At 66.0% G+C, this 26,199-nt stretch carries 27 protein-coding genes, 1 tRNA gene and 1 pseudogene; 26 read left to right on the top strand and 3 right to left on the bottom strand.

Features of this window, described 5'->3' with window-relative positions:
• From AC1DYI_RS05675 to AC1DYI_RS05655, 5 genes are all read left to right on the top strand, one after another.
• A partial coding sequence (locus AC1DYI_RS05675; protein ID WP_477203104.1) for an HrcA family transcriptional regulator occupies positions 1-555 on the top strand: 555 nt, incomplete at its 5' end.
• A 31-nt stretch (positions 556-586) separates the two neighbouring features.
• Positions 587-663, top strand: a tRNA-Ile gene (locus tag AC1DYI_RS05670).
• 146 nt (positions 664-809) lie between these two features.
• Positions 810-1,538 carry a hypothetical protein gene (locus tag AC1DYI_RS05665; RefSeq protein ID WP_477203103.1) on the top strand — a complete coding sequence of 243 codons (729 nt, stop codon included), beginning with the start codon at positions 810-812 and terminating at the stop codon, positions 1,536-1,538.
• A gap of 192 nt (positions 1,539-1,730) precedes the next feature.
• A complete protein-coding gene (locus AC1DYI_RS05660) occupies positions 1,731-1,946 on the top strand; it encodes a helix-turn-helix transcriptional regulator (RefSeq protein WP_477203102.1) in 216 nt (71 codons plus the stop codon).
• Positions 1,933-2,487: a hypothetical protein gene (locus AC1DYI_RS05655; protein ID WP_477203101.1), complete on the top strand. Its 555-nt coding sequence runs from the start codon at positions 1,933-1,935 to the stop codon at positions 2,485-2,487. Before AC1DYI_RS05660 ends, AC1DYI_RS05655 begins: the two co-directional genes overlap by 14 nt.
• A gap of 1,009 nt (positions 2,488-3,496) precedes the next feature.
• Here AC1DYI_RS05655 and AC1DYI_RS05650 read toward each other — a convergent pair.
• Positions 3,497-3,871 carry a hypothetical protein gene (locus tag AC1DYI_RS05650; protein ID WP_477203100.1) on the bottom strand — a complete coding sequence of 125 codons (375 nt, stop codon included), beginning with the start codon at positions 3,869-3,871 and terminating at the stop codon, positions 3,497-3,499.
• 349 nt (positions 3,872-4,220) lie between these two features.
• On the opposite strand from AC1DYI_RS05650, the pseudogene AC1DYI_RS05645 reads away from it, so the two are divergent.
• The 4 genes and pseudogenes from AC1DYI_RS05645 to AC1DYI_RS05630 all read left to right on the top strand — a co-directional run.
• Positions 4,221-5,009, top strand: a pseudogene (locus tag AC1DYI_RS05645) (LysR substrate-binding domain-containing protein); the annotation flags it as partial.
• A gap of 133 nt (positions 5,010-5,142) precedes the next feature.
• A complete protein-coding gene (locus AC1DYI_RS05640; protein WP_477203099.1) occupies positions 5,143-6,378 on the top strand; it encodes an ROK family transcriptional regulator in 1,236 nt (411 codons plus the stop codon).
• A 169-nt stretch (positions 6,379-6,547) separates the two neighbouring features.
• A complete protein-coding gene (locus tag AC1DYI_RS05635) occupies positions 6,548-7,927 on the top strand; it encodes a GH1 family beta-glucosidase (protein WP_477203098.1) in 1,380 nt (459 codons plus the stop codon).
• Between the two features lie 14 nt (positions 7,928-7,941).
• Positions 7,942-9,030 (top strand): LacI family DNA-binding transcriptional regulator, encoded by a 1,089-nt coding sequence (locus AC1DYI_RS05630; RefSeq protein WP_477203097.1) that lies wholly within the window; start codon positions 7,942-7,944, stop codon positions 9,028-9,030.
• Between the two features lie 147 nt (positions 9,031-9,177).
• Here the strand turns inward: AC1DYI_RS05630 and AC1DYI_RS05625 are convergent, their stop codons facing one another.
• Positions 9,178-9,873 carry a FadR/GntR family transcriptional regulator gene (locus tag AC1DYI_RS05625; RefSeq protein ID WP_477203096.1) on the bottom strand — a complete coding sequence of 232 codons (696 nt, stop codon included), beginning with the start codon at positions 9,871-9,873 and terminating at the stop codon, positions 9,178-9,180.
• 234 nt (positions 9,874-10,107) lie between these two features.
• Here AC1DYI_RS05625 and AC1DYI_RS05620 point away from each other — a divergent pair, with 234 nt between their 5' ends.
• The 8 genes from AC1DYI_RS05620 (at position 10,108) to AC1DYI_RS05585 (ending at position 17,245) form a co-directional block, all read left to right on the top strand.
• On the top strand, positions 10,108-11,139 hold the full coding sequence (locus AC1DYI_RS05620; protein ID WP_477203095.1) for an amidohydrolase family protein: 1,032 nt from the start codon (positions 10,108-10,110) through the stop codon (positions 11,137-11,139).
• A gap of 64 nt (positions 11,140-11,203) precedes the next feature.
• On the top strand, positions 11,204-11,887 hold the full coding sequence (locus tag AC1DYI_RS05615) for an amino acid ABC transporter permease (protein WP_477203094.1): 684 nt from the start codon (positions 11,204-11,206) through the stop codon (positions 11,885-11,887).
• On the top strand, positions 11,884-12,534 hold the full coding sequence (locus AC1DYI_RS05610; RefSeq protein ID WP_477203093.1) for an amino acid ABC transporter permease: 651 nt from the start codon (positions 11,884-11,886) through the stop codon (positions 12,532-12,534). The genes AC1DYI_RS05615 and AC1DYI_RS05610 overlap by 4 nt, the downstream gene beginning before the upstream one ends.
• Positions 12,518-13,246 carry an amino acid ABC transporter ATP-binding protein gene (locus AC1DYI_RS05605; protein WP_477203092.1) on the top strand — a complete coding sequence of 243 codons (729 nt, stop codon included), beginning with the start codon at positions 12,518-12,520 and terminating at the stop codon, positions 13,244-13,246. Before AC1DYI_RS05610 ends, AC1DYI_RS05605 begins: the two co-directional genes overlap by 17 nt.
• A gap of 40 nt (positions 13,247-13,286) precedes the next feature.
• Complete coding sequence (locus AC1DYI_RS05600; RefSeq protein ID WP_477203091.1) at positions 13,287-14,048, top strand: transporter substrate-binding domain-containing protein; 762 nt, start codon at positions 13,287-13,289, stop codon at positions 14,046-14,048.
• 10 nt (positions 14,049-14,058) lie between these two features.
• On the top strand, positions 14,059-15,069 hold the full coding sequence (locus AC1DYI_RS05595) for a zinc-binding alcohol dehydrogenase family protein (protein WP_477203090.1): 1,011 nt from the start codon (positions 14,059-14,061) through the stop codon (positions 15,067-15,069).
• Positions 15,063-16,208, top strand: a complete 1,146-nt coding sequence (locus AC1DYI_RS05590; protein WP_477203089.1) for a mannitol dehydrogenase family protein — start codon at positions 15,063-15,065, stop codon at positions 16,206-16,208. Before AC1DYI_RS05595 ends, AC1DYI_RS05590 begins: the two co-directional genes overlap by 7 nt.
• A 23-nt stretch (positions 16,209-16,231) precedes the next feature.
• Positions 16,232-17,245 carry a sugar kinase gene (locus AC1DYI_RS05585; protein WP_477203088.1) on the top strand — a complete coding sequence of 338 codons (1,014 nt, stop codon included), beginning with the start codon at positions 16,232-16,234 and terminating at the stop codon, positions 17,243-17,245.
• A gap of 29 nt (positions 17,246-17,274) precedes the next feature.
• On the opposite strand, the gene AC1DYI_RS05580 is transcribed toward AC1DYI_RS05585, so the two are convergent.
• A complete protein-coding gene (locus tag AC1DYI_RS05580; protein ID WP_477203087.1) occupies positions 17,275-18,111 on the bottom strand; it encodes a ThuA domain-containing protein in 837 nt (278 codons plus the stop codon).
• 220 nt (positions 18,112-18,331) lie between these two features.
• Between AC1DYI_RS05580 and AC1DYI_RS05575 the strand changes: the two genes are divergently transcribed.
• The 9 genes from AC1DYI_RS05575 to AC1DYI_RS05535 all read left to right on the top strand — a co-directional run.
• A complete protein-coding gene (locus AC1DYI_RS05575) occupies positions 18,332-19,243 on the top strand; it encodes an amidohydrolase family protein (protein WP_477203086.1) in 912 nt (303 codons plus the stop codon).
• Positions 19,240-20,772 (top strand): sugar ABC transporter ATP-binding protein, encoded by a 1,533-nt coding sequence (locus AC1DYI_RS05570; RefSeq protein WP_477203085.1) that lies wholly within the window; start codon positions 19,240-19,242, stop codon positions 20,770-20,772. The genes AC1DYI_RS05575 and AC1DYI_RS05570 overlap by 4 nt, the downstream gene beginning before the upstream one ends.
• Positions 20,773-20,783: 11 nt before the next feature.
• A complete protein-coding gene (locus AC1DYI_RS05565) occupies positions 20,784-21,803 on the top strand; it encodes an ABC transporter permease (protein WP_477203084.1) in 1,020 nt (339 codons plus the stop codon).
• Positions 21,804-21,895: 92 nt separating this feature from the next.
• The gene (locus tag AC1DYI_RS05560) at positions 21,896-22,786 is read left to right on the top strand and encodes a substrate-binding domain-containing protein (protein ID WP_477203105.1); all 891 of its coding nucleotides are present in this window, start codon (positions 21,896-21,898) and stop codon (positions 22,784-22,786) included.
• A complete protein-coding gene (locus AC1DYI_RS05555; protein WP_477203083.1) occupies positions 22,786-23,571 on the top strand; it encodes an SDR family oxidoreductase in 786 nt (261 codons plus the stop codon). The genes AC1DYI_RS05560 and AC1DYI_RS05555 overlap by 1 nt, the downstream gene beginning before the upstream one ends.
• Positions 23,572-23,910, top strand: a complete 339-nt coding sequence (locus AC1DYI_RS05550) for an L-rhamnose mutarotase (protein ID WP_477203082.1) — start codon at positions 23,572-23,574, stop codon at positions 23,908-23,910.
• Positions 23,907-24,683: an SDR family oxidoreductase gene (locus AC1DYI_RS05545; protein ID WP_477203081.1), complete on the top strand. Its 777-nt coding sequence runs from the start codon at positions 23,907-23,909 to the stop codon at positions 24,681-24,683. The genes AC1DYI_RS05550 and AC1DYI_RS05545 overlap by 4 nt, the downstream gene beginning before the upstream one ends.
• A 30-nt stretch (positions 24,684-24,713) precedes the next feature.
• The gene (locus AC1DYI_RS05540; protein WP_477203080.1) at positions 24,714-25,577 is read left to right on the top strand and encodes a fumarylacetoacetate hydrolase family protein; all 864 of its coding nucleotides are present in this window, start codon (positions 24,714-24,716) and stop codon (positions 25,575-25,577) included.
• 16 nt (positions 25,578-25,593) lie between these two features.
• On the top strand, positions 25,594-26,199 hold a 606-nt coding region (locus AC1DYI_RS05535; RefSeq protein WP_477203079.1), incomplete at its 3' end, for a UxaA family hydrolase.

Below are 26,199 nucleotides of genomic sequence, written 5' to 3'. Positions count from 1 at the left end.
GTGCAGAACCGCGTCATCTTCACCGCCCACGACCCGACCCAAAGCGAGCTGGTCGAGGCCAGCAACTACCTGAACGCACACTACGCCGGCCTGACGATCGAAGAGGTGCGCGAGCGGCTGAAGAACGAGATCGATGCGCTGCGCGGCGAAATCGCCGGCCTGATGCAGGCCGCGGTGCAGCTGGGCACCGACGCGATGGAAGAGAACCAGGACCAGGTCATCGTCAGCGGCGAGCGCAACCTGCTGGGCGTGCAGGACTTCGGCCACGACATGGGCTCGCTGCGCAAACTGTTCGACCTGTTCGAGCAGAAGACGCAGCTGATGCGGCTGCTCGACACCTCCAGCCGCGCCGAGGGTGTGCGCATCTTCATCGGCGGCGAGAGCCGCATCGTTCCGTTCGAAGAGCTGTCGGTCGTCTCGGCACCCTACGAGGTCGACGGCCAGGTGGTCGGCACACTCGGCGTCATCGGCCCGACGCGCATGGCCTATGACCGCATGATCCAGATCGTCGACATCACCTCGCGGCTCGTGGGGCATGCGCTGTCGCAACGCTGAGCACCCCCTCCCGCCTAGAATCGCCCCCTCCGGGCCGTTAGCTCAGTTGGTTAGAGCAGAGGACTCATAATCCTTTGGTCGTTGGTTCAAGTCCAACACGGCCTACCAATCTTCATGCGCCTTGGCTGGCGAGCAGGCGCTCACGTGAGGCGTTGGGTGCAGGCCGTTGCGCAGTCAAGACGTAGCGATTGCAAGTCGCCAATCGTACAGCCTCTGCTCGCTCCACCGCTTCTATTTGGAAGGGGTGCGAAGCCATGATTCAAAGTTTGAATCCCCGCCAAAGCAGCGGCATCGATGATCTCATCGCACAAAGGGGACGCGATCCTTCGGCGCCACCGAGTTGCGTTGCCGCGGATGACGCTACGCGCCGGAAGTACGCAGGACACAGCTCCATCGAGCTTTGGAAGCTCGTCCTGCTGCATAGCCGGGCTGACCCGGACTGGCTCGGTGACTATTCGGCCTGCTGCGTGTTCAGGCGTCGGCACCGGCCCAGCGCCATCGGGGCTGCCATGGCTCAGCTGCTCCACGGGACGCCCCCCGAACCTTCGACCGAGGAGCGGCTATGCGCAAATGCACAGCGCGCGAGCATGGCAGTCGCCAGTGGCGAACTGGGTCCCGCTCTTGCAGCGGTCAGGGACGGGCATCTGGCCAGCGAGGTTGACGTCGACCTCTTTCACGCCTGGGCTACAGAAGTCGCTCTGCCTGTCATCGACCTATGGCCATCCCGCACCGGTCTGCGTGGCGAAATACTGAACATCCCCAACGCCACACGGCTGCTCAGGATCCTCCGGGAAGCGGCGTGGTTCTTCCATGACGAGTGCGCGGAGAAGTCGGATACCAACTGGCGTCCGTCCAACGACGAGGTGTCACTTTGGGTGCAGCAGCACGGTGTCAAGGCGAACATCGCTAACGCGATAGCGACGATCATTCGGCCCGATGATTGGCCACGTGGTCGACGGCGGGCTGCCGCTCCGCCACGTTAAGACGCGGCCCTCTAGCAGCCTCCCGCTGGCATCGTGGCGCAGAAATGGTTGAACCATTGCAGGATCTGATCGTTCTGGGAAGCACCTAGAGCACCGCAATGGTTCAACCATTCCAGGCATTGGCTCATCAATGCCGGATCTATTCATCGGCTCCGATCTTGGCGACGATAGCCGTGACAAGCAGCCGATGGTATGCCCGACGAACAACGCTCCAAGCAGAGCCGTCTCCTGCGCACGAACGACGTTCTTAGGCGGCTGAACATTTCTCTGTCGACGTTGATGCGCCTGAGAAACAACGGCGCGTTTCCGAAGGCACGGCGCCTCAGCAGCCGAGTGCTCGTGTTCGACGAGCAAGAGATCGAGGACTGGATCAAACAGCGCCCACGAGTCGGCCATGAAGCGTTCTGACCTTTACGCCGCAGTGTGGGAGAAGCCACTCAGCCTGGTCGCACGGGACTTAGGACTGTCGGATACCTGGCTGCGTGTGGTTTGCAAACGGAACGGCGTGCCAGTTCCTGCCCGAGGCTATTGGCAGCGCAGGCCAGCTGAACAGGAAATCCTCCGGCAGCCTTTGCCTGAGGCGCCTGAAGGAGAGATCGAGATCCGCCTTGTGCGATCTCAATCCGAAGTTCCGCAGCCAGAACTCTGGGAGGCCATGGACGCAGGCCAGCTTTCGACAGAGCCCAGCGCTCCGGCCAGCGATTGCGCTGACCTTTGGCTTGAGGTGGCGCTGATCGAGATGGAGGCTGCAGCGGTCATGCGACACCAGGTCATCGAGGATCTGATCGTCAAGGTGGGCGCGACGCTGGCGTTGACGCCGGGCCTAGACGTGGGCGCCTGGTGCGACTGGCTTCAAAGACTCCGACGCGAAGCCTCTAGAAGCTCTCGGCCGACATTCCTCGTGCAACTGGCCCTGAACAGGTTCAAGGAACGAGATGAAGAAGGCTGAGCTATCCGACTGCGCAGCACACTGCTCGAGTCATAACTCGGATCCTCGGAGAACAACAGCTTCGGGCGCATGGCGATCCGGCAGCGATGCACGCAAGTCTCCAACCCGCCAAAGAGTCGTTCGCCCGGTCCGTATGGGCGCCGGTAGCAAACCAACTCGGGACCATCTCCAGACTGTCGAGATCGAGATGGAGTACAGGGCAGCAACGATAGGAAGTCGAACATAGGCAGATGCAGGAAGTTCGTCGAAGTCCTTCAACCTAGAAATGTATTGATTGGCCATGTTGGTCCTCCTAGGAATTCAGACCGCAAGCGCGCGCATCAGGGCCTTGCGCGCGGCGTCGTGAAGGCCAAATCGGTCGAGCCCCGTTACTTCACCATGCTCGACGTCAGAGGCGTTTCAAGAGCCGGCGCGTCCGCTTACCTCCCGAGACCGGATGATTGTTGGAACACCCCAACGCGGGCTCCCCGGCGAGCCGAAAGACCAGCGGGCCCGTGTCGCTTGCCTCGTCCGTGGCCGGGCGCCACATGGCCTCTATCCGTCTCATCGACCACTCGCCGGGATCATCCTTCCAAGCCATGAAGCTGATCGACACGACAGCCCCGCGTCCGACCGACTTGAGCCAGCCCGCGAAGAGCGGACTCCCACGCAATCGTCGCAGTCTGCAAGTGGAACGTCCTCTTGCTAGACAGCTTGTACGTCACCAAATACCAGGGCAAATGAGTGGACAAGACAGTTGCGACCCAGTGCTGGAAGTCGGGGGATCCGATGCCCTTGGGGATCGGTTGCTCAAACTCTGACGTGGTCAAGAACATTGACCGGCCCGTGAGATCGTTTCATGCAGGCGCAGCGCCAACGATAGGCCGATCAATTCGGAATTCGATCATCGAATGCCACGGCATTGCAGGCAGGAGGATTAGTGAACCTGCCAATCAGGATGCCGCCCACCTGTGCAGGTGCGTCGCGCGTCCGGGCGAGAGTTCCAGGGTGGAGCCCGTCGAACTCCTCACTACTTGCGGCTTCGCTTTGGCCGACTCTTCTTCTGATCGGAGGGAACGCGAACCAGCAAGCGTCGCGACGGGTTCTCGTCAAGAACGGGCTCGTCGTTGGAGCACCATAGGCCAGTTTCCCCGTGCATTCGGAAAATCAGCGGCCCTGTGACATCCGCTTCGTCTGCGGATGGATACCAGATTTCATCAATTCGCTTCATCGTCCAGTCTCCTGGTGTATCGCCGCTGCCGATGAAATGAATCGCAGTGACAGCCTCGTTTCCGACGATCTCGATCCAGGTGTGCAGAGTCGACTCCCACGCCACCGCCACAGTCTGGATGATCGAGTGCTCGCCTTCACAAAAGATCCTGTGACTCAGCAGGTACCAAGGCATGTGGCTCGACAGTGCTGCGGCGAGCCAGCATCGGGTCCCTTCAGGGCCGCAAGGGATAGGAAGTGGTTGCTCAAATGCGGGGGAGGTTAAGAACATTGCCAGGTGAAAACGTCGTTCGGACGCTTGTCGAAAGTGAAGCTCAAACGGTAGTCACTGTTGAACGAAATCCGATGATCGAATGCCGAGACGCACTGGCGGGGCGCGACTCAAATGCTTGTGCGCGAGCGAGCCACATCGACATAGCGAGGCTCACGCTGCTGTCACTCCCAGAGACATTGATTCGAAGTTGGAATACCGGCTCTCCTGACAAGCATGGGGAGTCGGTCGACCGACGGGCAAGTCATCTGAAGAGCGCGTCGGGGGCGTGCGGCTGCTGGAGCGCACGACGCGGCGGGTGACACTGACGGCGGTCGGCCGCGATTTCGAGCGCAAGGTGCGCGAGCTTCTGGACGAACTCGACGTCACGCTGATGGGCATCCGCGGCGTAGCCGCCACGCGCATGGGCGAGGTGACCGTGGCCTGCGTACCGTCGACGGTCTACTACTACCTGTCGCAAGTGATCCGGCGCTACCACGAGCGTTGCCCCAAGGTGCGCGTGAAGGTGCTCGACGCCAGCGCCAACGAGGTGCTGGCCACTGTGGCGCGCGGTGAGGCGGACTTCGGACTGAATTTCATCGGCGCCCAGGAAGGGGACCTCGAGTTCAAGCCGCTGGTCGAGGAACGCTTCGTCGCCGCCTGCCGGCGCGACCACCCGGTGGCCGGGCTGCGCCGCGTGAGCTGGGCGCAATTGAGCGAGCACGACTACATCTCGGTTGGGCGGACTTCAGGCAACCGCGTGCTGCTGGACCAGGCGCTGGCCGGCGTGGCAAGCCGGCCGCAGGCGATCTACGAGGCCCAGCATGTGACCACCACGCTCGGCCTGGTCGAGGCCGGCCTTGGCGTCGCTGCGGTGCCTTCGATGGCGATGCCGGGGCCAGACCATCCGTTGCTGGTCAGCGTGCCGCTGGTCGACCCGGTCGTCTCGCGCAAGGTCGGGTTGATCTGGYGCCGCGGCCGGTCGCTGTCGCCGGCGGCGCAGCAGTTGTTCGACCTGTTCGGAGAGGTCAAGGGGCATCGGCGCGCCCGCACGCCCGATTGATGCCGAGCCAGGACTTGAAGCGATTCGATCCAGCCGGTCACCCACTACACTACTTGTTATCACCATCTTTATTGGTTCGTCGAGCGAACTTCGATGCAGCAAACACCGAACAGCTTGAGAACAGGAGAGCGTCTTGCAGGTTGATCTTTCCGAGGCTCCCGGGCATCAGCAGGTGCTCAAGAGCATCAATCGCATGACGCTCGTCCGCCGCCTTTGCGCCCATCCGGGGCTGTCTCGCTCCGACTTGGCCAGCGCCGTGCAGCTCACCAAATCCACGGTCACCATGCTGGTGCGCGAGCTCATCGAGGAGGGGTGGTTCATTGAGCAAGAGGTCGTCGCCACGGGCGACCTGGGCCGCCGTCCAACGCCGTTGCTTATCGATCCTTCGCGCCTGGTGCTGATAGGAGCCGAGGTCGGTGTCGAAGGCGTACGCGTCGTGGCGACCACGCTCACTGGAGAGGTCTTGGCGCGTGCCCGCTCGGGGTACGGCGCAGCGCGCGGCGCCAAGGCCTGCATCGTGGTCGCGGCCAACGCCGTGCTGAGGGTTTGCAAGCAGTTGGATGCAGGCAGTCAGCGCGTTATCGGCATCGGCGTGGGGCTGCCGGGGGGGGTGGACGAGGCGCGCGRCTTCCTGCACTTCGCGCCCAACCTGCAATGGCGCGATGTCCCGGTGGGCGACATGCTGGCCGAGAGGCTGGTGGGGTCCTCGCTCCAGGGCGTGCCCCTGTTCCTGCAGAACGAGGCGGACGCGGCTGCCGTCGGTGAGATGGAGTTCAACCCCGCTGAAGCCACCGATCCGCTGCTGTATGTCAGCGTCAATCAGGGCGTCGGTGCCGGCGTGATCGTCGGCGAGCGGTTGCTGACAGGCAGCCGCGGCTTTGCCGGCGAGGTCGGCCACATCGTCTTGCAGGTCGGCGGGCCCGAGTGTTCGTGCGGCCGCCGTGGCTGCGCCGAAGCATTGATCGGCCCGCGCGCCATGTTGCCTGGTGGGGCGGTGGAGGATCCGTTGGCCGAAGTCCAGCGTCGACTCGCCGCTGGCGACACCGATACGCAACGCGCAGTGAAGAAGGCCGGCAACTACCTCGGGGTGCTGCTGCAGAACCTGTCCGCGGCTTACGACCCTGGTTGCATCGTGCTCGGCGGCACGGCTGTCGAACTGGGTGACGCGTTCCTCAACCCGGCGCGGCGCACGCTGAACGACTACGCGGAAGCTGCTGGCCTGTCTCCGCTGCCGATGCGGATCTCGCGCTTCGGCATCGATGCGGTGGCCTTGGGGGGCGCCGCACTCGCCCGTTATCGAATCACGCGGCCTCTCATCGCTCCGGGTTACGCGGCTGGGCGCGATCTGGCGAGGCAGGAGGTCGCCTGATGTACCTCGCGTCGGGCCTGCGCGCCTGCGCGGACTTCGCGTCCGCAGGGTTTGCTCGATTTATCCATAAATCACGGTAGCTGAACCGTATGAGTAAGCACGCCTGCCGGCGCTGGGGCTGGCCGCTTGGTGCCAGCGCTCAAGAAACCGTTGTCCCAGCGTTGAGGGAATGAACCCGTCACTGAACCGAATGGGCACGCTGACCTACGCATCTCCCTTCCCGGAGCACTTCGTTCTCGGTGTGGCCACCGCTTCGGCTCAGATCGAGGGCGCTGCCTTTGCCGACGGCAAAGGCGAATCCATCYGGGATCGTTTCGCGCACATGCCAGGCAAGGTCGCGCGTGGCGATACGCTCGATGTGGCCTGCGACCACTACAACCGTTTCGACGACGACTTTGCGCTGATGGCTTCGCTCGGCATCCAGCACTACCGCCTGTCGATTGCCTGGCCACGCATCTACCCGGATGGCGATGGCTCGGTGAATCAGGCGGGACTGGATTTCTATCGGCGCCTGCTTGCGAGCATGACCCGGCACGGCATCGCACCCTGGGTCACGCTCTTTCACTGGGACCTGCCGCAGGTCCTGGAAGACGGCGGCGGCTGGACCTCTCGCGCCACCGTAGAGGCCTTTGCTCGCTATGCCGACACGGTGGTGAAGGCTTTCGGCGATGTCGTGAAGAACTGGATCACCCTCAACGAAATCCGCTGTTTCACGATGCTCGCCTATGGGGTCGGGATCAAAGCTCCCGGCCGGCGTGAGAGTGCTGCGGTGGTCAACCAGACCTACCATCATGCGCTGCTGTGCCATGGCCACGGCGTGCGAGCCGTGCGCCAATTCGGTGGACCCGGCGCCCGCGTCGGCCTGACGGACAACTGCGACGTTAGCGTGCCCGTCATCGAAACCGAGGCTGACATTGCTGCCGCCAAGGCATGGTTCCTCGACAAGAACCAGCATTTGCTGGGTGCGATCCACGACAAGGGGTATGCGCCTTTCCATCTTGACCGCGAGGGCGCCAACGCGCCGCAAGTGCAGGCGGGCGACTTCGACCTGATCAGCCTGCCCACCGACTTCCTGGGCCTCAACATCTACACGGCCACTTACGTACGCGCGAGCCGCAGCGGCGAACCTTACGAGGCGCTCGGCCTGCCGGCCCACTACCCGCGTGCCGACAGCCCATGGCTGAATCTGGTGCCCCAGGCCATTTATTGGGCGTCGCGGATGTGCCACGAGCTGTACGGCCACCAGTCGATCTACATCACCGAGAACGGCTGCGGCTACAACGACGAGCCGGTGGTCCGCGGCGAGGTCATCGACCTGCATCGGCGGGACTACCTGCGCAACCACCTGCGCGAGGTGCATCGCGCCATCGGCGACGGCGTCCCGGTGGACGGCTACTTCCTCTGGTCGTTCATCGACAATTTCGAGTGGGAGGACGGCTACGAGCGACGCTTTGGCATCGTGCATTGCGACTTCGAGACCCAGGTGCGCACACCCAAGCTGTCAGCCCGCTACTACGCCGAAGTGATCCGCACACGGCGCATTCTCTAGAGGTAAGCCAAGACGTGGTCCAAAGCACGAAAACCCGCCGCAGTCGTCGTGCCGCGACCCTGGCCGACGTTGGTCGCGAAGCCGGCGTTTCGGCGATGGCGGCATCGGCCGTGCTCAACGATGCGAAAACTTCGACCCGCATCTCCGAGGAGACGCGGGCCCGCGTGCTCCTTGCCGCCCAGAAGCTGCGCTACCGTGCCAATGCCACGGCCCGTGGTTTGGCGGACCGTCGCATGAACACGATTGGCGTGGTCGCCACGCTCACCGGAGACGAACCCAACCAGTACTTTCTGGAGGTCTTCAACGGTGTCATCCAGGGTGCAGCCGCAGCGGGCCAGACCACGACCGTTTTTACCCTCGGAGACTGGGACGAAGCAGCGCGACGCGTCCCGGGCTTCTGTGACGGGCGCATCGACGGTTTGATTCTGTTGGCACCGTTGCTCGATGCCGATGCGGCGGAATGGCTGCCCGAACACACACCCGTGGTCTCCGTGCATGCGAACCACGAGATCTCCGGGGTGGTGAACCTCGAGTCCGATGAAGAGGCCGGTGCTTTCCAGATGGTGAGCCACATGCTGGCGTTGGGCCACAAGCGCATCCTGCACGTCGGTGGGCCGGAGGGCACGATCGGCGCGGACCGGCGTGTGCAGGGCTACCTGCGCGCCCATGCCGCTGCCGGCGTGGCGCCGCCAGCCGATCATGTGCTGCGAGATGCCTTCACCGTGGAGGGCGGTCGCCGCGCGCTTGAAACCTGGCTCGAGCGGCACCATGGCGAAGCGTTGCCCGAGGCGGTTTTCGCTGCCAGCGACGCCATCGCGCTGGGTTGCCTCGACAGGTTGCTCGCACGGGGCCTTCGCGTGCCCGCCGACGTCTCGGTCGTCGGCTTCGACGGCACCGTACTCGCCCGCTCGGCCCGCATGGCCACCGTGTGCCAACCGTTGCGCGAGCTCGGTCTGCAGTCGGTGCAGCTCCTGATTTCGCGCATCGACGCACGGCACCGGGACGGCGCATACCAGGGGCCGCGGCGCATCGTGCTGCCCACGGAGATCCTGCCCGGCAGCACCCTCGGGCCACCGCGCGCTGCTGCGCTGTCCATTGGGTGACCATCATTGGCCATGCTGAAGCCGACTACCGTGTGGCCAAGTCTGTGAGCCCGGCGTAGGCCGTTGCGGCAGTGCCGAAGGTCGGGTTTGAGGCCGCCTGACATCACGGCTGCCAAGTGATGCGAGTGCCCCAGCCCGCGTGAAGCTTCACTCGCCGACCCAGCGCACGGCCGACGCCTTGAGGTGTGCTCGCATGGCGGCTTGGGCGGCGATCGGATCGCGCGCCTCGAGCGCCTTCAGGATGGCTCCGTGTTCGATGAGGGCCGTCTTCCAGGTGCGCGTACTCTCGAAGCGAGAGCTGATCTTGGCGGAAATCGGGCTGTGCCGCTCGTCGAACAACGCTCCAATGAGCCGTGTCAGGACCGCGTTGCCGGCCACTTCCGCCAGCGTCAAGTGGAACTGGCGGTCCAGGTCGACCGGGACGCGCCGGCGCTGGATTTCTGCTTCCATGCCCTGCAGGAGTTGGCGCAGCCGGATCAGCGGTTCCTCCGTGATCCGCGCGCAAGCGAGGATGACGACTTCGCCTTCGATGACAGAGCGCGCCTCCATCAACTGACTCGGGCTCTCGCCCCACGCTTCGGTACTTCGCGGAACGGGATCCTGCGGAACGGCCGATACAAAGACGCCAGACCCGCTTCGGACCTCGACGCGCCCTTCGACGTCGAGCGCGATCAGCGCCTCGCGCAGCGAAGGGCGCGAAACCCCGAGCTGTTGGGCCAGATCGCGTTCGGGCGGTAGTCGCGTTCCGACCTCGAAGCCCCCACGGTCGATCAGGTCGCGAATCTGGTCTGCGATCTGCTGATACAGCCGGCGGGACTCGACCGGCTTGAGCTGAGGGGCCATGGACGCCGTGACGAAGTGGTCAAGGCCTCCATTATCAGACTCGGACGCGCGCAGCCGTTTCGCCGTTGCTGGCCGGTCAGGGCTATTTGGTCAGACCACATTTGCATTCTTGGTATTGTGGCCTTACCATCGTGCCGCCAATTTGGTCTGACCGAGTTCGACGGCCGCACCGACGAGGACGGTTGAACTCCCACTTCTGAGCGAGAGCACGAGCAACCTGACAAGGAGACACACATGAATGGGGCAGTGACGAGAAGCCTTGTGTACTGGGCCGCCGCGGCGGCGTTGCTGAGCGTGGCGTGGTCAACCACCGCGCGCGCGCACGACGTTGCCGATGACCAGGCTCTGCGGGCTGCGGTCGAGCAAGCTGAACGCAGCGCCCCGCCCGGCAAGCGCCCCATCGTCGAGAGCCACATTCACTTCTGGCAGGTGACGCGGCCGGGTGGCGTACCGTGGCCCACTCCGGAGCAAGGGCCGATCTACCGCGATGTGCTGCCGCCCGAGTACAACGCAGTTGCCAGGGCGAACGGCGTCGTGACAGCCGGGATCGTGGAAGCGAGCGGCATCGTCGAGGACAACCAGTGGATCCTCGACCTGGTCAAAGGCGACAGGTTCTACTCGTATTTCGTCGGCAACCTCGAGATTGGCGCGCCGACCTTCGCCAGCGACCTGGCGCGCTTTGCGCGCGACCGGCGCTTCGTGGGAATCCGCGGTTTTCTCACCGGCCCGGCCGATGGCATCACGCTCAGCCCGGAACAACTCGCCAGCCTGCACGACCTGGCACGACGCGGCATGTCGCTCGACATCATCAGCCGCGATACGAAGAACCCGAAGGAGCGGGTGCAGGCGCTGTGCACCGCGGTGCCCAATCTGCGGATCATCATCGACCACCTGGGTGGCGCCAAGGGACCGCCGCCGGTTGACCCCACGTGGGAGCTCGAGATTCGCCGTCTCGCCGACGTCTGCCCCAATCTGTACATGAAGTTCTCGTCGTTCTATGACATGTACGCCCCGGGTGACGTGGTCTTCCCGAGTCCCACGGACCTCGCCTCCTACAAGGCGCACTTCGACGTGCTGATGAGCGCGTTCGGCCCGGACCGTCTGATCTGGGGCAGCAACTGGCCGGTGATCACCCTGCACGGGACGTTCGAGGCTCAGGTCGCCATCGCCGAGGAGTATCTCGCCGCATTCGGCACCGGCGTGCGCGACAAGGTGATGTTCAAGAACGCCTTGGCGTTCTATCGCCGGCACAAGCTCGGCAACTGAAGCTCTCGCCTGCCCCCCGGCCGGCCTGGCGAGCATTTTTGCCAGGCCGGCCTGACCGGACGCCATGCGATACGACCTCGATTTCTCAGCTCCGCTGACTTACTGGCCAGACCTGCTGACGGGCGCGGCGACGACATTGGGCTTGTCGGTTGGCGCCACCGTGCTGGGCTTCGGTCTGGGCGTGTTCTGCGCCATCGCGCGCAGCGGTCGCTCGGCCGTCGTCGCGGGCGTCGCAGGCGCCTACGTGGAGGCGATCCGCAACACACCGCTGTTGGTGCAGATCTTCATCGTCTACTTCGGTTTCGCATCGCTCGGCATCAAGCTCGGGGCCTTCACTGCGGCGATCGCGGCGCTCGTCATCAACGTCGGCGCCTACACCGCCGAGATCGTCCGGGCGGGGATCGAGTCGATCCCGCGCAGCCAGCTGGAGGCGGCGCAGTGCCTGGCGCTCGGCCGCTGGCAGGTGCTGCGACACGTGGTGCTGCCGCCGGCGATCGAACGCGTGTGGCCCGCGCTCACGAGCCAGTACGTGCTGCTGATGCTCGCCTCGTCGATCACGTCGCAGATCTCGACCGAGGAATTGACGGCGGTCGCCAATCGAGTGCAGTCGGACACCTTCCGATCGGTCGAGACTTACCTGATCGTTGCCGCCGCGTATCTCGCACTGTCGCTGGTGATGCGAGGGCTGTTCTGGCTGGTGGGAAGCCTTGCCTTCCCGCGTCGCCGCCGCCTGGGAACACCGCTTTGATCAGTCTGACCCCCGAGCAGCTGTTGTTCCTGCTGCGYGGTTTCGGCTGGACCATCGTGCTCTCGCTGCTGGCCTTCGTCGGCGGAGGGGTGCTGGGCTTCGTGCTGGCGTTGACCCGGGTGTACGCAACGCGCCCGTTGCGAACGCTGGCGATGCTCTACATCAAGCTGATCCAGGGCACGCCGCTGTTGATCCTGCTGTTCCTGATGTACTTCGGGCTGCCGGCGCTGGGGCTGGTCATCGAGCCGCTGCTGGCGGCGGCGCTCGGTCTGTCGATCTACGTGTCGGCGTACCTCGGCGAGATCTGGCGCGGCAGTCTGGAGGCCGTGCCACGCACGCAGGAGGAGGCCGCGGCGTGTCTGGCGCTGAACTGGCATCAACGCCTGATCCACGTGATCTTGCCGCAGACGGTAAAGATCGCCACGCCGCCGACGGTCGGCTTCATGGTTCAAATCGTCAAGAACACATCGCTGGCATCTGCCATCGGCTTCGTCGAGATGGTGCGCGCCGGTCAGATGATCAACAACGCGACGTTCCGCCCCTTCATCGTCTTCGTGCTGATCGCGGCCTTGTATTTCGCACTGTGCTACCCGCTGTCCGCCTGGAGCCGTCGACTCGAAGGGAAGTTCAATGTCGCCCATCGTTGAGGTCGAGGCCGTCTGCAAGCGCTTCGGCGCGGTGAGCGTGCTCGAAGGCGTGTCGTTCCAGGTACGCACCGGGTCGGTGGTGGCGATCATCGGCCGCAGCGGCTCGGGCAAGAGCACCGCGCTTCGCTGCATCAACCGACTGGAGATGATTGACACCGGCCGCATCCGGGTCTGCGGGCAAGAGGTGACGGCGCCTGGGCTGGATATGAACCGCCTGCACCGCGATGTCGGCATCGTGTTCCAGAGCTACAACCTCTTCCCGCACCTGACGGCCGAAGAGAACGTGATGCTCGCGCCGCGCCTCGTGCTCAAGCTGTCGCGCAGCGAACAGCGCGAACTCGCCGCGCGCGTGCTGTCGCAGGTGGGCCTGGCCGACAAGGCGCAGGCGTACCCGTCGCAGCTCTCCGGCGGACAGCAGCAGCGGGTGGCGATCGCCCGCTCCCTGGCGATGAAGCCCAAGTTGATGCTGTTCGACGAGATCACGTCCGCGCTCGATCCCGAGCTCACCGGCGAGGTCCTGAAAGTCATCGAGGGCCTGGCTCGCGACGGCATGTCGATGGTCCTCGTCACCCACGAGATGGCCTTTGCGCGCAAGGTCGCCGACCACGTGATCTTCATGCACCGAGGCAAGGTGTGGGAGGAAGGCCCCGCCGAGATGCTCGGCACTCCGCAGACCGATGAGCTGCGCCAGTTCCTGGGCAACGGCCTGTAGAGGCCGCTGTCCTTTCTCCACCGCCGGAAGGAGGCTACCGATGATCCGCCGTTCAACGTTGCTGAAGGGCGCTCTGGCGCTCACCGCCATCGCCGCCATGGGCAGCGCCCGTGCCGACCTGCTCGATGACATCAAGGCCGCGAAGAAGATTCGCATTGCGATCGACCTCGGCGTGCCGCCGTACGGCATGACCGACGGGCAGATGAAGCCGATCGGTTCCGACGTCGAGACCGCGCGCCTGCTCGCCAAGGATCTCGGCGTCGAACTCGAGATTGTGCAGACGACCGGCGCGAACCGGGTTCCGTTCCTGCAGACCGGCAAGGCGGACATCGTGATCTCGTCGCTGTCGGTCACGCCCGAGCGCGAAAAGGTCATCGACTTCTCGGTGCCCTATGCGCAGATCCTCTCTGTGATCGCGGGCCCCAAAGCGGTGGCGATCAAGGGCTACGAAGACCTGGCGGGCAAGCGGGTGGCCAGCACGCGCGGCACCACGAACGACAAGCTCGCGACCGAAGGCGCCAAGGACGCGCAGATCACCCGTTTCGACGACGACGCCACGCTGATCACGGCCGTGACCAGCGGCCAAGTGGACATCGTCGCCACGTCACCGGCGTTGGTCAAGACGATGCGCGAGAACGCCCCCCAGCTCGACCTCGAGGTCAAGTTCGTCATGAAAGGCTTCCCGCTGGGCATCGGCATGCGCAAGGGCGAGACCAAGTTGCAAGGGTGGATCAACGGGTGGATTCAGACCAACACCAGCAACGGTCAGCTCGCGGCGATCCACAAGAAGTTCCACGGTTGAGGGAGTCGACGTGCTGACAGTCATTTGCGAAACGCCGGGCACGCTGAGGGCCGAGGATCGCCCGATACCGATTCCGGCCGAAGGCGAGGTGCTGGTGCGCGTCAAGCGCGTGGGGGTCTGCGGCACCGACCTTCACATCTATTCCGGCACCCAACCCTACCTGTCATACCCGCGGGTGATGGGGCACGAGTTCTCGGGGCTTGTCGAGAAGGCCCACGCCGACTCTGGACTGGCTGTCGGTGACGCGGTCTACGTGATGCCTTACCTCTCGTGTGGGCGCTGCGTTGCATGCCGTCAGGGCAAGACCAACTGCTGCGTTCGCATCGAGGTGCTGGGCGTGCATCGCGACGGCGCGTTCTGCGAATACCTGTGCGTGCCGCGCCGCTTCGTTCACAAGGTCGAGGGCATCACGCTGGACCAAGCCGCGATGCTCGAATTCCTGGCCATCGGGGCGCACGCGGTGAGGCGCGGCGAGGTGAGCGCCGGGCAGCGCGTGCTGGTCGTGGGCGCCGGTCCCATCGGCCTGGCCGTGATGATCTTCGCCGGTCTGCGTGGCGCCGTGGTGACGGCGCTCGACGGTCGAAGTGATCGACTCGACTTTGCTTTGCAACAGGTCGGTGTGGCCGCCGCCGTCGCGCTGGGCGATGGCGACGAAGCCGAGCTCGCACGACTGACCGACGGTGAGTTCTTCGACGTGGTGTTCGACGCCACTGGCAACGCACACGCCATGGAGCGGGGCTTTCGCTTCCTCGCCCATGGTGGGCGCTATGTGCTGGTCTCCATCGTCCAGGGAGAAATCTGCTTTTCGGACCCGGAATTCCACAAGCGCGAGGCCACGTTGCTGGGCAGCCGCAACGCGACAGACGAAGACTTTGAAACGGTGTTGACCGCCATGCGAGCCGGCCAGGTGCCCGACGGTGCATTGGCCACTCACCGCCTGGTGCTGGCTGATGCGCCGGCACGCTTTGCACAGTTGCTCGATCCGGCCGAAGGTGTCATCAAGGCGATCGTCGAATGCTGAGCGCACCGGCGCAACCTGGGCATCCGATCCTGCAGTTCGGCACCAGCCGCTTCCTGCAAGCGCACGTCGATCTGTTCGTGTCCGAAGCCGCCGAGCTCGGCCAAGCACTCGGGGGTATCACCGTGGTGCAAACAACGGCCAACCCAAGCAGCACGGCGCGGACCCGCGCGCTGGCGCGTGCCGACGGCTACGACGTGATCGTGCGCGGCCTGGTCAACGGCGAGCCGGTCGAGACGCGCCGGACCTGCCGCTCGGTGCGCGAGGCTCTGGACGCGCGAACGCAGTGGCCGTTGGTGCGCGAGCGCGCGCGGGGTCCCGTGCGTGTGATCGTCTCCAACACCGGCGACAGCGGCTGGCAGTTGTTGCCCGACGATGGCGCGCACTCGCTGGGCGAGGATGCTCTGCCCCCGGCATCCTTCCCCGCCAAGCTTCTGGTGTTGCTGCACGACCGTTGGCAGGTCCAGCCTGGTGCCGATCTCACTTTGCTGCCGTGCGAACTGGTCTCGCGCAACGGCGACCGGTTGCGCAACATCGTGACGGACCTGGCCCGGGCCTGGTCATGCCCGCCGGACTTCGTCGAGTGGCTTCAGGCCCATGTCGTCTGGGCGAACTCGCTCGTGGATCGCATCGTCTCCGAGGCCTTGGAACCCGCGGGGGCCGTGGCCGAGCCTTACGCGGTGTGGGTCGTTGAGCAGCAGCGTCGACTGCTGCTGCCGTGCAGCCACCCGGCGATCGTCCTGACCGACGACCTGGCGCGCTTCGAGCGGCTCAAGCTGTTCTTGCTGAACCTGGGCCATACGCTGCTGGCCGACATGTGGCTTGCGGGCCCATACCTCAGGGACATGACCGTCCTGCAAGCCATGAAAGAAGCGTCGTTGCGTGAAGCGCTCGAGGCCGTCTGGCAGGACGAGGTGCTGCCAGTGTTCGACGCGCTGGGCGAGGGTGAAGAGGCCTGTGCCTACCTGGTGGCGCTTCGGGACCGTCTGCTGAACCCGTTCCTGGCGCATCGGCTCGCCGACATCGCGCAGAACCACGTCCAAAAGAAGGCCCGCCGCATCGAGCCGCTGGTCGAACTGGCCAGGCTTCGGGTGCCGGGGCTGGCGCAGCCGCGGTTGCGCGGCGCGCTGGGGGCGGCTTGATGGCGGGACGCGAAATGCAACGCATGGATCAGAGCACTGACGCGAAGGCTGGGCTCGAACTCGACGTACTGACGATCGGGGAGCCGATGGTGCTCTTCGCTGCATGCGAGCCCGGGCCGCTGAAGTCGGTCGCCCGCTTCCGCCGCTTCAGCGCAGGCGCCGAACTGAACGTGGCCATCGGCCTGGCACGGCTGGGCCTGCGGGTCGGCTACCTCAGCCGCGTGGGTGGTGACTCGTTCGGCCAGTTCCTGCTGGAGGTCATGATCAGCGAGGGCGTCGAAACCGCGCTGGTCGGCGCCGAGAGCGTGCAGCGCACCGGCTTCATGCTGAAGTCCCGTGCGACCGACGGCAGTGACCCGCAAGTCGAATACCACCGCCGCGGTTCGGCCGCGAGCGCCATGGATGCAAGCGATGTGCAGCGGCTGGCTTCGGCCCGCGCGCGTCACCTGCATCTCACTGGCATCACGCCGGCCCTGTCACGCGGCTGCCGCGAACTCGTCTTCGAGGCGGTTCGCTGGGCACGTCGCGAAGGCCTTCGCGTTTCCTTCGACCCGAACCTGCGCCCTCAGCTGTGGCCTTCGGCCGAAGACATGGTCCGCACGCTGAATGAGTTGGCCGGCCTGTGCGATCTGGTGCTGCCCGGCATCGAGGAAGGGCGGCGCCTGACAGGCCTGCAAGACCCCGCGCAGATCGGTGCGTTCTACCTTGCCCAAGGTGCCTCGCAGGTGGTGGTCAAGCTGGGTGCGGACGGGGCTTGGTGCGCGGGCCGCAATGGACTGGCGCAACATGTGCCCGGTATTCCGGTTTCGCATGTGGTCGACACCGTGGGCGCGGGTGACGGCTTCGCGGTGGGCGTGATCAGCGGCTTGATCGAGGGGCTGGCGCTGCCCGCCGCCGCGATGCGCGGCAACTGCATCGGCGCCCGCGTGGTTCAGCATCCCGGCGACAGCGACGGCCTGCCGCGGCGGCACGAGCTCCAGGCAATGGGTATCGCGCCTGCCAACATCCAGGCAGATATCTGCCCACCGGTCGCGTGAGCGCTTCGGCGGTGAGGACCATGCGGCAATCATCGGGCCTTCAATGCAGCGCTGGRTTCGTCCAGATTCAGCGCCCACGAGATKCCGCCGAGCACGTGCTGTTGAAACGCCGGCATCGTCCACAGATGTTCGTTGTGACCGAGCGCGGTGTAGAAGACGCGGCCACGGCCGAACGGCCGGCACCAGGCGAGTGCAAAGTGGCCAGCTTCCCCCGTGTTGGGGTGATGGTCCAGCACCAACAGCTCGTGCACGGCCTCTGGCCGGTAGTTCTTGAAGATGTAGATCTCCTCCGGCCGGCCGTCCAGGTTCCATGTCTTGCCCAGATGGCGCGTCGCGGGGTGTGCCTGGTCCCGATTGATCGCTTCGATGGCCACCTGCTCCCGGTGGTAATCGAATTCCCCGCCCAGCATCTCGACATAGGGCCGGATGCCGTGAAGCGTGTCGCTCGCGCTGTGGATCCCGATGAAGGCGCCGCCGTCACGCACCCAGCGGACGAAGGCGTCTGCATCGGGCAAGGGCAGGTCACCAGTGGTGCTGGCGAAGATGATGGCGTCATAGCGCTTCAGGGCCGTTGTATTCATCTTCTCGGCCAGCACGGCCCTCACTTTCGAGAGATAGGCCGCTTGCTGCGCGTCGGACGACGCGCTCTGCTCAGGCGTGGGCGCCGGGCCCGGCTTGGCCGGCGGTGGCACGCTCGCCAGGTCGACCTCGAAGGCGCCCGACGATCGCCCCAGACGCTCGATCACCTTCTCGGCCGTCTCGATGGAATCGTGGCGGAAGCCCGTGGTCGTGGTGACGAGCAGAACCGTGCGCGCAGCGGCGCCGGACGGAGCAGCCATCAGCATGGCGGTCACCAGTGCCAGCATGGGCAGAAACGGCAGCCGTTTCGATCGGCCCCGACACAGCCAAATGTCAGTGAAATCCATAGCCAACCTTCCTTTGACGAGCGCTATCATGCCGGCTCGAGGTTAGTTTATTCGAGCGACGAATTTATTTAATTGACGCCTCTTTCCCCAGAGTGATTTCCCTGAACACGCAAGTGGCTCAGGAGCGCCTGGGCGTTCTACTTCAGATCAGGTCGCTTTCATGCAGCCTCGCTCGCCCCGCATCGACGCGCACCAGCACTTCTGGCAACTCGCCCGCGGCGACTATGCGTGGCTGGGTGACGACGTGCCCGCGCTGGCACCGATCAGACGCGACTTCGCGCCCGCCGATCTGCAGCCGATGCTGACTGCGCACGGCGTGACGCAGACGGTACTCGTTCAGGCTACCGACACTGAAGCCGAGACCGAGCACCTGCTCGCTCTGGCGAACGCCCACGATTTCATCGGCGGCGTGGTCGGCTGGGTCGATCYGTCGCGCACTGATGCTGCCGATACGCTGGCGCGCTGGGTCGCCGATCCGGCGTGCCGCAAGCTCAAGGGTGTTCGTCCGATGCTGCAGGACCTGCCCGATGCGCAGTGGATCGACACCTGCACCGAAACCAGTGCCGTGCGGGCTTTGCTGAGGCATGGCCTGCGCTTCGATGCATTGGTGCAGCCCTGGCACTTGAAGGCCTTGCTGGCCTTCGTGCGCCGTTGGCCCGAGCTACCGGTGGTCATCGACCACGCCGCGAAGCCTCAACTCGCGCGCGGGTGGACGGAGCCTGATGCGGGTTGGGTTGCCGATTGGCGGCACGGCCTGGCCGAGCTGGCGCGCTGCCCCAACGTGCATTGCAAATTCTCTGGCCTGCTGACCGAGGCGGCCGGTTTGGCGCGTGCTGGTGGTGGCGCCGGGCACACGGCGCTGCAGCCGGTGTGCGATCTGCTGTTCGAGCATTTCGGCCCGGCACGGCTGATGTGGGGCAGCGACTGGCCGGTATTGAACCTGGCGGCCGACTACGCCGAGTGGGTGCGGCTCAGCGACGCGTTGCTGGCGCCGCTGCGCCCCGACGAGCGCGCTGCCGTGCTGCATGACAACGCGCAGCGCTTCTACGGCCTGACGCGGGGGGCAGCATGAGCAGCCGGGCCACTCGCGGCGACGCGCCACTGGTCAGCCTGCGGGGCGTGGGCAAGTCATTCGGCGTCGTACAGGCGCTGGCCGACATGCATTTCGACCTTCACGTCGGCGAAGTGCATGCGTTGATGGGCGAGAACGGCGCGGGCAAATCCACGCTGATGAAGATCCTGTCGGGCGTCTACGCCCGCGACTGCGGCGAGATCCTGATCGACGGCCACCCGGTGGCGCTGGGCACGCCGCGCGAGGCGCAGCGCCAGGGGATCCAGATCATCCACCAGGAACTGCACCTGATGCCGCACCTCACCGCGGCGCAGAACATCTTCATCGGCCGTGAGCCGCGCCGAGCTGGCGGCCTGCTGCTGGACGAGAGACGCCTCAACGAACAGGCGGCGGCCCTGTTCGAGCGCATGAACCTGGCGCTGGAGCCGCGCGCGCCTGTCGGCACGCTCACCGTGGCCAGGCAGCAGATGGTGGAGATCGCCAAGGCGCTGTCGCACGACTCGCGCGTGCTCATCATGGACGAGCCCACCGCCGCGCTCAACGATGCCGAGACGAACGAGCTGTTCCGCATCATTCGCCAACTGCAGGGCCAAGGCGTGGGCATCGTCTACATCTCGCACAAGATGGACGAGCTGGCACGCATTGCCGACCGCGTGACGGTGATGCGCGATGGCCGCTGGGTGGGCACCAAGCCGGTGGCCGGCACCCCGCTGGCCGAGATCATTTCGATGATGGTCGGGCGCGAGCTGAAACTCGATCCGCGCACACCACCGGACACGTCCTCGCAGCCGGTGGTGTTGCAGGTTCGCGGCCTGACCCGCGGGCGGGCCGTGCGCAACGCCAGCTTCGAGCTGCGGCGCGGCGAGATCCTGGGCCTCGCCGGGCTGATGGGCGCCGGCCGCACCGAGCTGGCCCGCGCCGTCTTCGGCGCCGACCGGCCCGATGCCGGCGAGGTGCTGGTGCACGGCCAGCGGGTGCGCATACGCTCGCCGCGCGATGCCGTGGCCCATGGCATCGGCTACCTGTCGGAAGACCGCAAGCAGTTCGGCCTGGCCACGGGGCTGGATGTGCAGACCAACGTCGTGTTGGCCAGCATGGGGCGCTTCGCACGCGCGGGCTGCTGGGTCGATGCGCCGGCCGTGCGCGGCTGCGCCGAAGACTACGCGCGCCGCCTGGCCATCAAGACCCCCTCGGTCGAGCAGACCGTGCACCTGCTGTCCGGCGGCAACCAGCAGAAGATCGTCATCGCCAAGTGGTTGCTGCGCGACTGCGACATCCTGTTCTTCGACGAGCCCACGCGTGGCATCGACGTGGGTGCCAAGAGCGAGATCCATCGCCTGCTCGACGAACTCGCGGCCGCGGGCAAGGCCATCGTCGTCATCAGCAGCGAGCTGCCCGAGGTGCTGCGCCTGGCGCACCGCGTGCTGGTGATGTGCGAGGGCCGCATCACTGGCGAACTGCCTGCGGCTGCGGCCACCCAGGAAAGCATCATGGCCTTGGCCACGCGGCGTGAAGCCCAGGCCGCCTGAGATCAGTCACCATGAACACCGAAACGTCGAGCATCATCCCTGCAGCCACAGCGAAGGCGACCCGCCCGCCAGCGCGTTCTGGCGGCGCACGCCAGATGCTGCTGGCCTTCGCCAGCCTGCTGGCGCTGCTGGTCTTCTTCAGCCTGGGCTCGCCCAACTTCCTTCAGGCCGACAACCTGGTGGCGATCCTGCAGGCCACGGCGGTGAACGGCGTGCTGGCGGTGGCCTGCACCTTCGTCATCGTCTCCGGCGGCATCGACTTGTCGGTGGGCACGTTGATGACCTTCTGTTCGGTGATGACCGGCGTGGTGCTCACGAACCTCGGCCTGCCACTGCCGCTGGGCGTGCTCACCGCCATCGGCTGCGGCGCGCTGTGCGGCTTCGTGTCCGGCTGGGTCATCGCGCGGCTCGAAGTGCCGCCCTTCATCACCACGCTGGGCATGATGATGCTGCTCAAGGGCCTCGCGCTGGTGATCTCGGGCACGCGGCCGATCTACTTCAACGACACCGAAGGCTTCACGGCCATCGCGCAGGATTCGCTCATCGAGTCCCTCGTGCCCGGCGTGGCGATCCCGAACGCGGTGCTCATCCTGGCGCTGGTCTCGCTGTTGGCGGGCGTGGTGCTCAACCGCACGGTGCTCGGGCGCTATTGCTTCGCACTGGGCAGCAACGAAGAGGCGGTGCGCCTGTCGGGCGTAAACGTGCGGGCCTGGRAGATGGCCATCTACGCGCTGGGCGGCGGGATCTGCGGCGTGGCCGGGCTGCTGATGGCCTCGCGCCTGAACTCGGCGCAACCGGCGCTGGGCCAGGGCTACGAGCTGGATGCGATCGCCGCGGTGGTGATCGGCGGCACGTCGCTGGCCGGTGGCACCGGGACCATCCTGGGCACGCTGATCGGCGCCTTCATCATGAGCGTTCTGACCAACGGGCTGCGCATTCTCAACGTGGCCCAGGAATGGCAGACCGTGGTGACCGGCGTGATCATCATCCTCGCCGTTTACGCCGACATCCTGCGCCGGCGCGCTCGCTGAGCGCCGGCGCCGTATTTCCAACGACAAACACCCACTGGAGACAAACCATGCTGAACCGCAGAACCCTGTGCCTGTCGCTGTCGGCGCTGGCCATGGCCGGCACCGCGCGCGCCGCCGACGAGATCTACATCCCGCTGGTCTCGAAAGGCTTCCAGCACCAGTTCTGGCAGGCCGTCAAGCGCGGCGCCGACCAGGCCGCCGCCGAGTTCAAGGTGCGCGTCACTTTCGAGGGTCCCGAGACCGAGGCCATGGTCGATCGCCAGATCGACATGCTGGCCGCTGCGCTGGCCAAGAAGCCCAAGGCGGTTGGCTTTGCCGCGCTGGACAGCAAGGCCGCCATCCCGCTGCTGAAGAAGGCGCGGGCCGCCAACATCCCGGTGGTGGCCTTCGACTCCGGTGTCGACAGCGACGTGCCGGTGACCACCTGCACCACCGACAACCGCGCCGCCGCCGCACTGGCCGCCGACAAGATGGCCGCCCTGATCGGCGGCGCGGGCGAGGTGGCTGTCGTGGCGCACGACCAGACCAGCCGCACCGGCATCGACCGAGTCGAAGGCTTCACCGGCCGCATCAAGGCAGCCTACCCGAACATCAAGGTCGTGGCGGTGCAATACGGCGGTGGCGACGTGCTCAAGTCGATCGACCTGACCAAGTCCATCCTGCAAGGCAACCCGAAGCTCAAGGGTGTGTTCGGCGCCAACGAAGGCTCGGCCAATGGCGTGGTCAGTGGTGCGCGTGAGCTCAAGCGCAAGATCGTGATCATCGGCTTCGACTCCGGCCGGCAGCAGAAGGAAGCCATCGCCAGCGGTGAGATGGCCGGCGCGATCACGCAGAACCCGGTAGGCATCGGCTACCGCACCGTCGAGGCGGCGGTGAAGGCACTCAAGGGCGAGAAGCTGCCCGCGGTGATCGACACCGGCTTCTACTGGTACGACAAGGGGCTGCTGACCGACCCGAAGATCGCCGCGGTGCTGTACGACTGATGGACCTGAAACTGCAAGGCAAGCCGGTGATCGTGACCGGGGGCGGCGCCGGCATCGGCGAAGCGATCGTGCGGGTGCTGGCGCAAGAAGGCGCCGTCCCGGTCATCTTCGACCGCACCCCGCCGGCGGCCGCCTTCGCCGAAGAGTTGCGCGCGTTGCAGCCCGCGTTCCGCTTCGAGCAGCTCGACCTGACTGACGAGGCGGCTTGCCGCGCTGCGGTGCAGCGTGTGGTGCAGCACTGCGGCACGCTGCACGGCCTGGTGAACAACGCGGGGGTCAACGACAAGGTGCCGCTGGACGGCGGGCGCGAGGCCTTCCTGCGCTCGATCGACAGCAACCTCACGCACTGTGTCGTGATGGCCGATGCCTGTGCGCCGCACCTGCGCGCGGCGCACGGCGCCATCGTCAACATCGGCAGCAAGACCGCGCTCACCGGCCAGGGCGGCACCAGCGGCTACGTCGCCGCCAAGGGCGCGCTGCTGGGGCTGACCCGCGAATGGGCGCTGGCGCTGCGCCATGACGGTGTGCGCGTCAACGCGGTGCTGCCGGCCGAGGTGATGACGCCGATGTACCGCGCCGAACTCGACCGCACACCCGACCCGGCTGCCGCGCTGGCGGCGATCTGCCGTCGCATTCCGCTGGGCCGGCGCATGACCACGCCGCAAGAGATTGCCGACACGGTGGTCTTCCTGCTTTCCGAGCGCGCCAGCCACACCACTGGCCAGTGGGTCGTGGTGGACGGCGGCTACACCCACCTCGACCGGGCCGTGGGCCACGAGGACTGAATGCGACACCTGCTGCTGCTGGACCTGAAGGACGACCCGGCGCTGATCGCGCGCTACGAAGAGCATCATCGTGCGGTCTGGCCCGAGGTGCTGGCGCACCTGAAGCGTCATGGCCTCACCGCCATGACCATCCACCGCCTGGGAACCCGCATGGCGATGGTGATGGACACCGACGATGCAGTCTATGACGCCGCGGCCATGTCCGACGCGACCGCCACCGACCCCGTGATCGCGCGCTGGGAAGACCTGATGTGGACCTTCCAGGCCCCCACACCGTGGACGCCCGCAGGCAGCAAGTGGACCGAGATGACCAAGATCTTCGACTGGAACGCCGAATGAGCATCGCCCACACCCCAGCCGCCGGCCGCCTGGCCGGCAAGACCGCTGTGATCACCGCCGCCGCCCAGGGCATCGGCCGGGCCGTGGCCTGCGCCTATGCGCGCGAAGGCGCGCACGTGATCGCCACCGACATCAACGCACCGCTGCTGGATCAGCTCGCCACCGAAACCGGCGTGCAGACGCAGGTGCTCGACGTGCGCGATGCCGACGCCATCGCCGCGCTGGCGGCACGGCTGGGCGCGGTGGACGTGCTGTTCAACGCCGCCGGCTTCGTGCACGCCGGCACGCTGCTGGAATGCGACGAGCAGGCTTGGAGCACCTCGTTCGACATCAACGTCAATTCCGTCTACCGCATGCTGCGCGCCTTCGTGCCGGGCATGCTGGCGCGTGGCCAGGGTTCCATCATCAACGTGGCTTCGGTGGCCGGCAGCATCAAGGCGGTGACCAACCGCTTCGCGTACGCCGCCACCAAGGCAGCCATCGTCGGCATCACCAAGGCGCTGGCGGCCGACTACGTGACGCGTGGGCTGCGCTGCAATGCCATCTGCCCCGGCACGGTGGAATCGCCCTCGTTGCAGGAACGCATTCGCGCGCAGGCGGCGGCCAGCGGCCAGAGCGTGGAGCAGGTGCATGCGGCCTTCGTCGCACGCCAGCCCATGGGCAGGTTAGGGCGACCGGAAGAGATCGCCGCACTGGCCGTCTACCTGGCCAGCGACGAATCGGCCTTCACCACCGGCGTGGCCCACGTCATCGACGGCGGCTGGTCCAACTGACAGTCAACCCCATCTTCCGCAAGACATTCCATGAAACTGCTTCGCATCGGCCCCAAGGGCCAGGAACGCCCCGCCATCCTTGACGCTGAAGGCCGCGCCCGCGATCTTTCCGGCTTGTTGCTCGACATCACCGCCGCCACGCTTGGTCCGTCAGGCCTGGCGGTGCTGCGAGGCGTGGACGTGAATCAACTCCCGCTGGCCGCGACTGGCCGCATCGGCCTGCCCTGGGCCGGCTGCGGCAAGTTCATCTGCGTGGGCCTGAACTACGCCGACCACGCCGCCGAGTCGGGCCTGCCGGTGCCGGCTGAGCCGGTGCTCTTCACCAAGCACACCAGCACGATGATCGGCTGCAACGACGCCGTGGTGCTGCCGCAGGGGTCGCTCAAGAGCGACTGGGAAGTGGAACTCGGCGTGGTGATCGGCGCAAAGGCGCGCTACGTGAGCGAAGCGGATGCGCTGCAGCACGTGGCCGGCTACTGCGTCGTCAACGATGTCTCCGAGCGCGAATACCAGCTCGAACGCGGTGGCACCTGGGACAAGGGCAAAGGCTGCGACACCTTCGGCCCCGTGGGCCCGTGGCTGGTCACGGCCGACGAGGTGCCCGATCCGCAAGCGCTGGCGATGTGGCTGGAGGTCAACGGCCACCGCTATCAGAACGGCAACACCTGCACCATGGTGTTCGGCGTGGCCGCGCTGGTGAGCTACATCAGCCGCTTCACCACGCTGTACCCGGGCGATCTCATCAGCACCGGCACGCCGCCGGGCGTGGGTCTGGGCATCAAGCCCGATCCGGTGTACCTGAAGGCCGGTGATTCCATGCGCCTGGGCATCGCCGGCCTGGGTGAGCAGCGCCAGCAGGTTCACGCCTGGAACCCCGAACTGATCGACGGCTGAAACCCGAGCCCACGCGATGAACGCCGCCGAACCTGCCATCCGCATCCACCCGGCCGACGATGTGGCCATTGCCTGCAGCCAGTTGCTGCCGGGCACCTTGTTGCCCAGTCTGGGCGTCACCGTCACGGGCCTCATTCCGCCGGGCCACAAGGTCGCGCTGCGGGCCCTCGCCGCCGGCCAGCCGGTGCGGCGCTACAACCAGGTGATCGGCCACACCAGCGCTGCCGTGGCCACCGGCGCACACGTGCATTCACACAACCTGTGTTTCGCCGCCTTTGAGCGCCCCGCCGAGGTGGGGGCCGATGCGGTGCCGGTGCCGCAGGCCGCGCAACCGGCCACGTTCGAAGGCATCGTGCGCGCCGATGGCCGCGTGGCCACGCGCAACTACATCGGCGTTCTCACCTCGGTGAACTGCTCGGCCACCGTGGCGCGCGCCATCGCCGACCACTTCCGCCGCGACATCCACCCCGAGGCCCTGGCCGACCACCCCAACGTGGACGGCGTGGTTGCGCTCACCCACAGCTCGGGTTGCGCCACGGATTCCGAAGGCGAGCCCTTGCGCGTGTTGCGCCGCACGCTGGGCGGCTACGCGCGCCACCCTAACTTCGCCGCTGTGCTCATC

The sequence above is a fragment of the Ideonella sp. P3_A4 genome (assembly GCF_056403075.1).
Note: the sequence above shows the minus strand (reverse complement) of the source record. Positions and strands in the feature narration are given on the sequence as shown.

Coding starts and splice junctions, on each gene's coding strand:
- AC1DYI_RS05665 (WP_477203103.1), top strand. CDS start 810: ATGATTCAAAGTTTGAATCCCCGCCAAAGCAGCGGCATCGATGATCTC.
- AC1DYI_RS05660 (WP_477203102.1), top strand. CDS start 1,731: ATGCCCGACGAACAACGCTCCAAGCAGAGCCGTCTCCTGCGCACGAAC.
- AC1DYI_RS05655 (WP_477203101.1), top strand. CDS start 1,933: ATGAAGCGTTCTGACCTTTACGCCGCAGTGTGGGAGAAGCCACTCAGC.
- AC1DYI_RS05650 (WP_477203100.1), bottom strand. CDS start 3,871: ATGCCTTGGTACCTGCTGAGTCACAGGATCTTTTGTGAAGGCGAGCAC.
- AC1DYI_RS05625 (WP_477203096.1), bottom strand. CDS start 9,873: ATGGCCCCTCAGCTCAAGCCGGTCGAGTCCCGCCGGCTGTATCAGCAG.
- AC1DYI_RS05620 (WP_477203095.1), top strand. CDS start 10,108: ATGAATGGGGCAGTGACGAGAAGCCTTGTGTACTGGGCCGCCGCGGCG.
- AC1DYI_RS05615 (WP_477203094.1), top strand. CDS start 11,204: ATGCGATACGACCTCGATTTCTCAGCTCCGCTGACTTACTGGCCAGAC.
- AC1DYI_RS05605 (WP_477203092.1), top strand. CDS start 12,518: ATGTCGCCCATCGTTGAGGTCGAGGCCGTCTGCAAGCGCTTCGGCGCG.
- AC1DYI_RS05600 (WP_477203091.1), top strand. CDS start 13,287: ATGATCCGCCGTTCAACGTTGCTGAAGGGCGCTCTGGCGCTCACCGCC.
- AC1DYI_RS05590 (WP_477203089.1), top strand. CDS start 15,063: ATGCTGAGCGCACCGGCGCAACCTGGGCATCCGATCCTGCAGTTCGGC.
- AC1DYI_RS05585 (WP_477203088.1), top strand. CDS start 16,232: ATGGATCAGAGCACTGACGCGAAGGCTGGGCTCGAACTCGACGTACTG.
- AC1DYI_RS05570 (WP_477203085.1), top strand. CDS start 19,240: ATGAGCAGCCGGGCCACTCGCGGCGACGCGCCACTGGTCAGCCTGCGG.
- AC1DYI_RS05560 (WP_477203105.1), top strand. CDS start 21,896: ATGGCCGGCACCGCGCGCGCCGCCGACGAGATCTACATCCCGCTGGTC.
- AC1DYI_RS05555 (WP_477203083.1), top strand. CDS start 22,786: ATGGACCTGAAACTGCAAGGCAAGCCGGTGATCGTGACCGGGGGCGGC.
- AC1DYI_RS05550 (WP_477203082.1), top strand. CDS start 23,572: ATGCGACACCTGCTGCTGCTGGACCTGAAGGACGACCCGGCGCTGATC.
- AC1DYI_RS05545 (WP_477203081.1), top strand. CDS start 23,907: ATGAGCATCGCCCACACCCCAGCCGCCGGCCGCCTGGCCGGCAAGACC.
- AC1DYI_RS05540 (WP_477203080.1), top strand. CDS start 24,714: ATGAAACTGCTTCGCATCGGCCCCAAGGGCCAGGAACGCCCCGCCATC.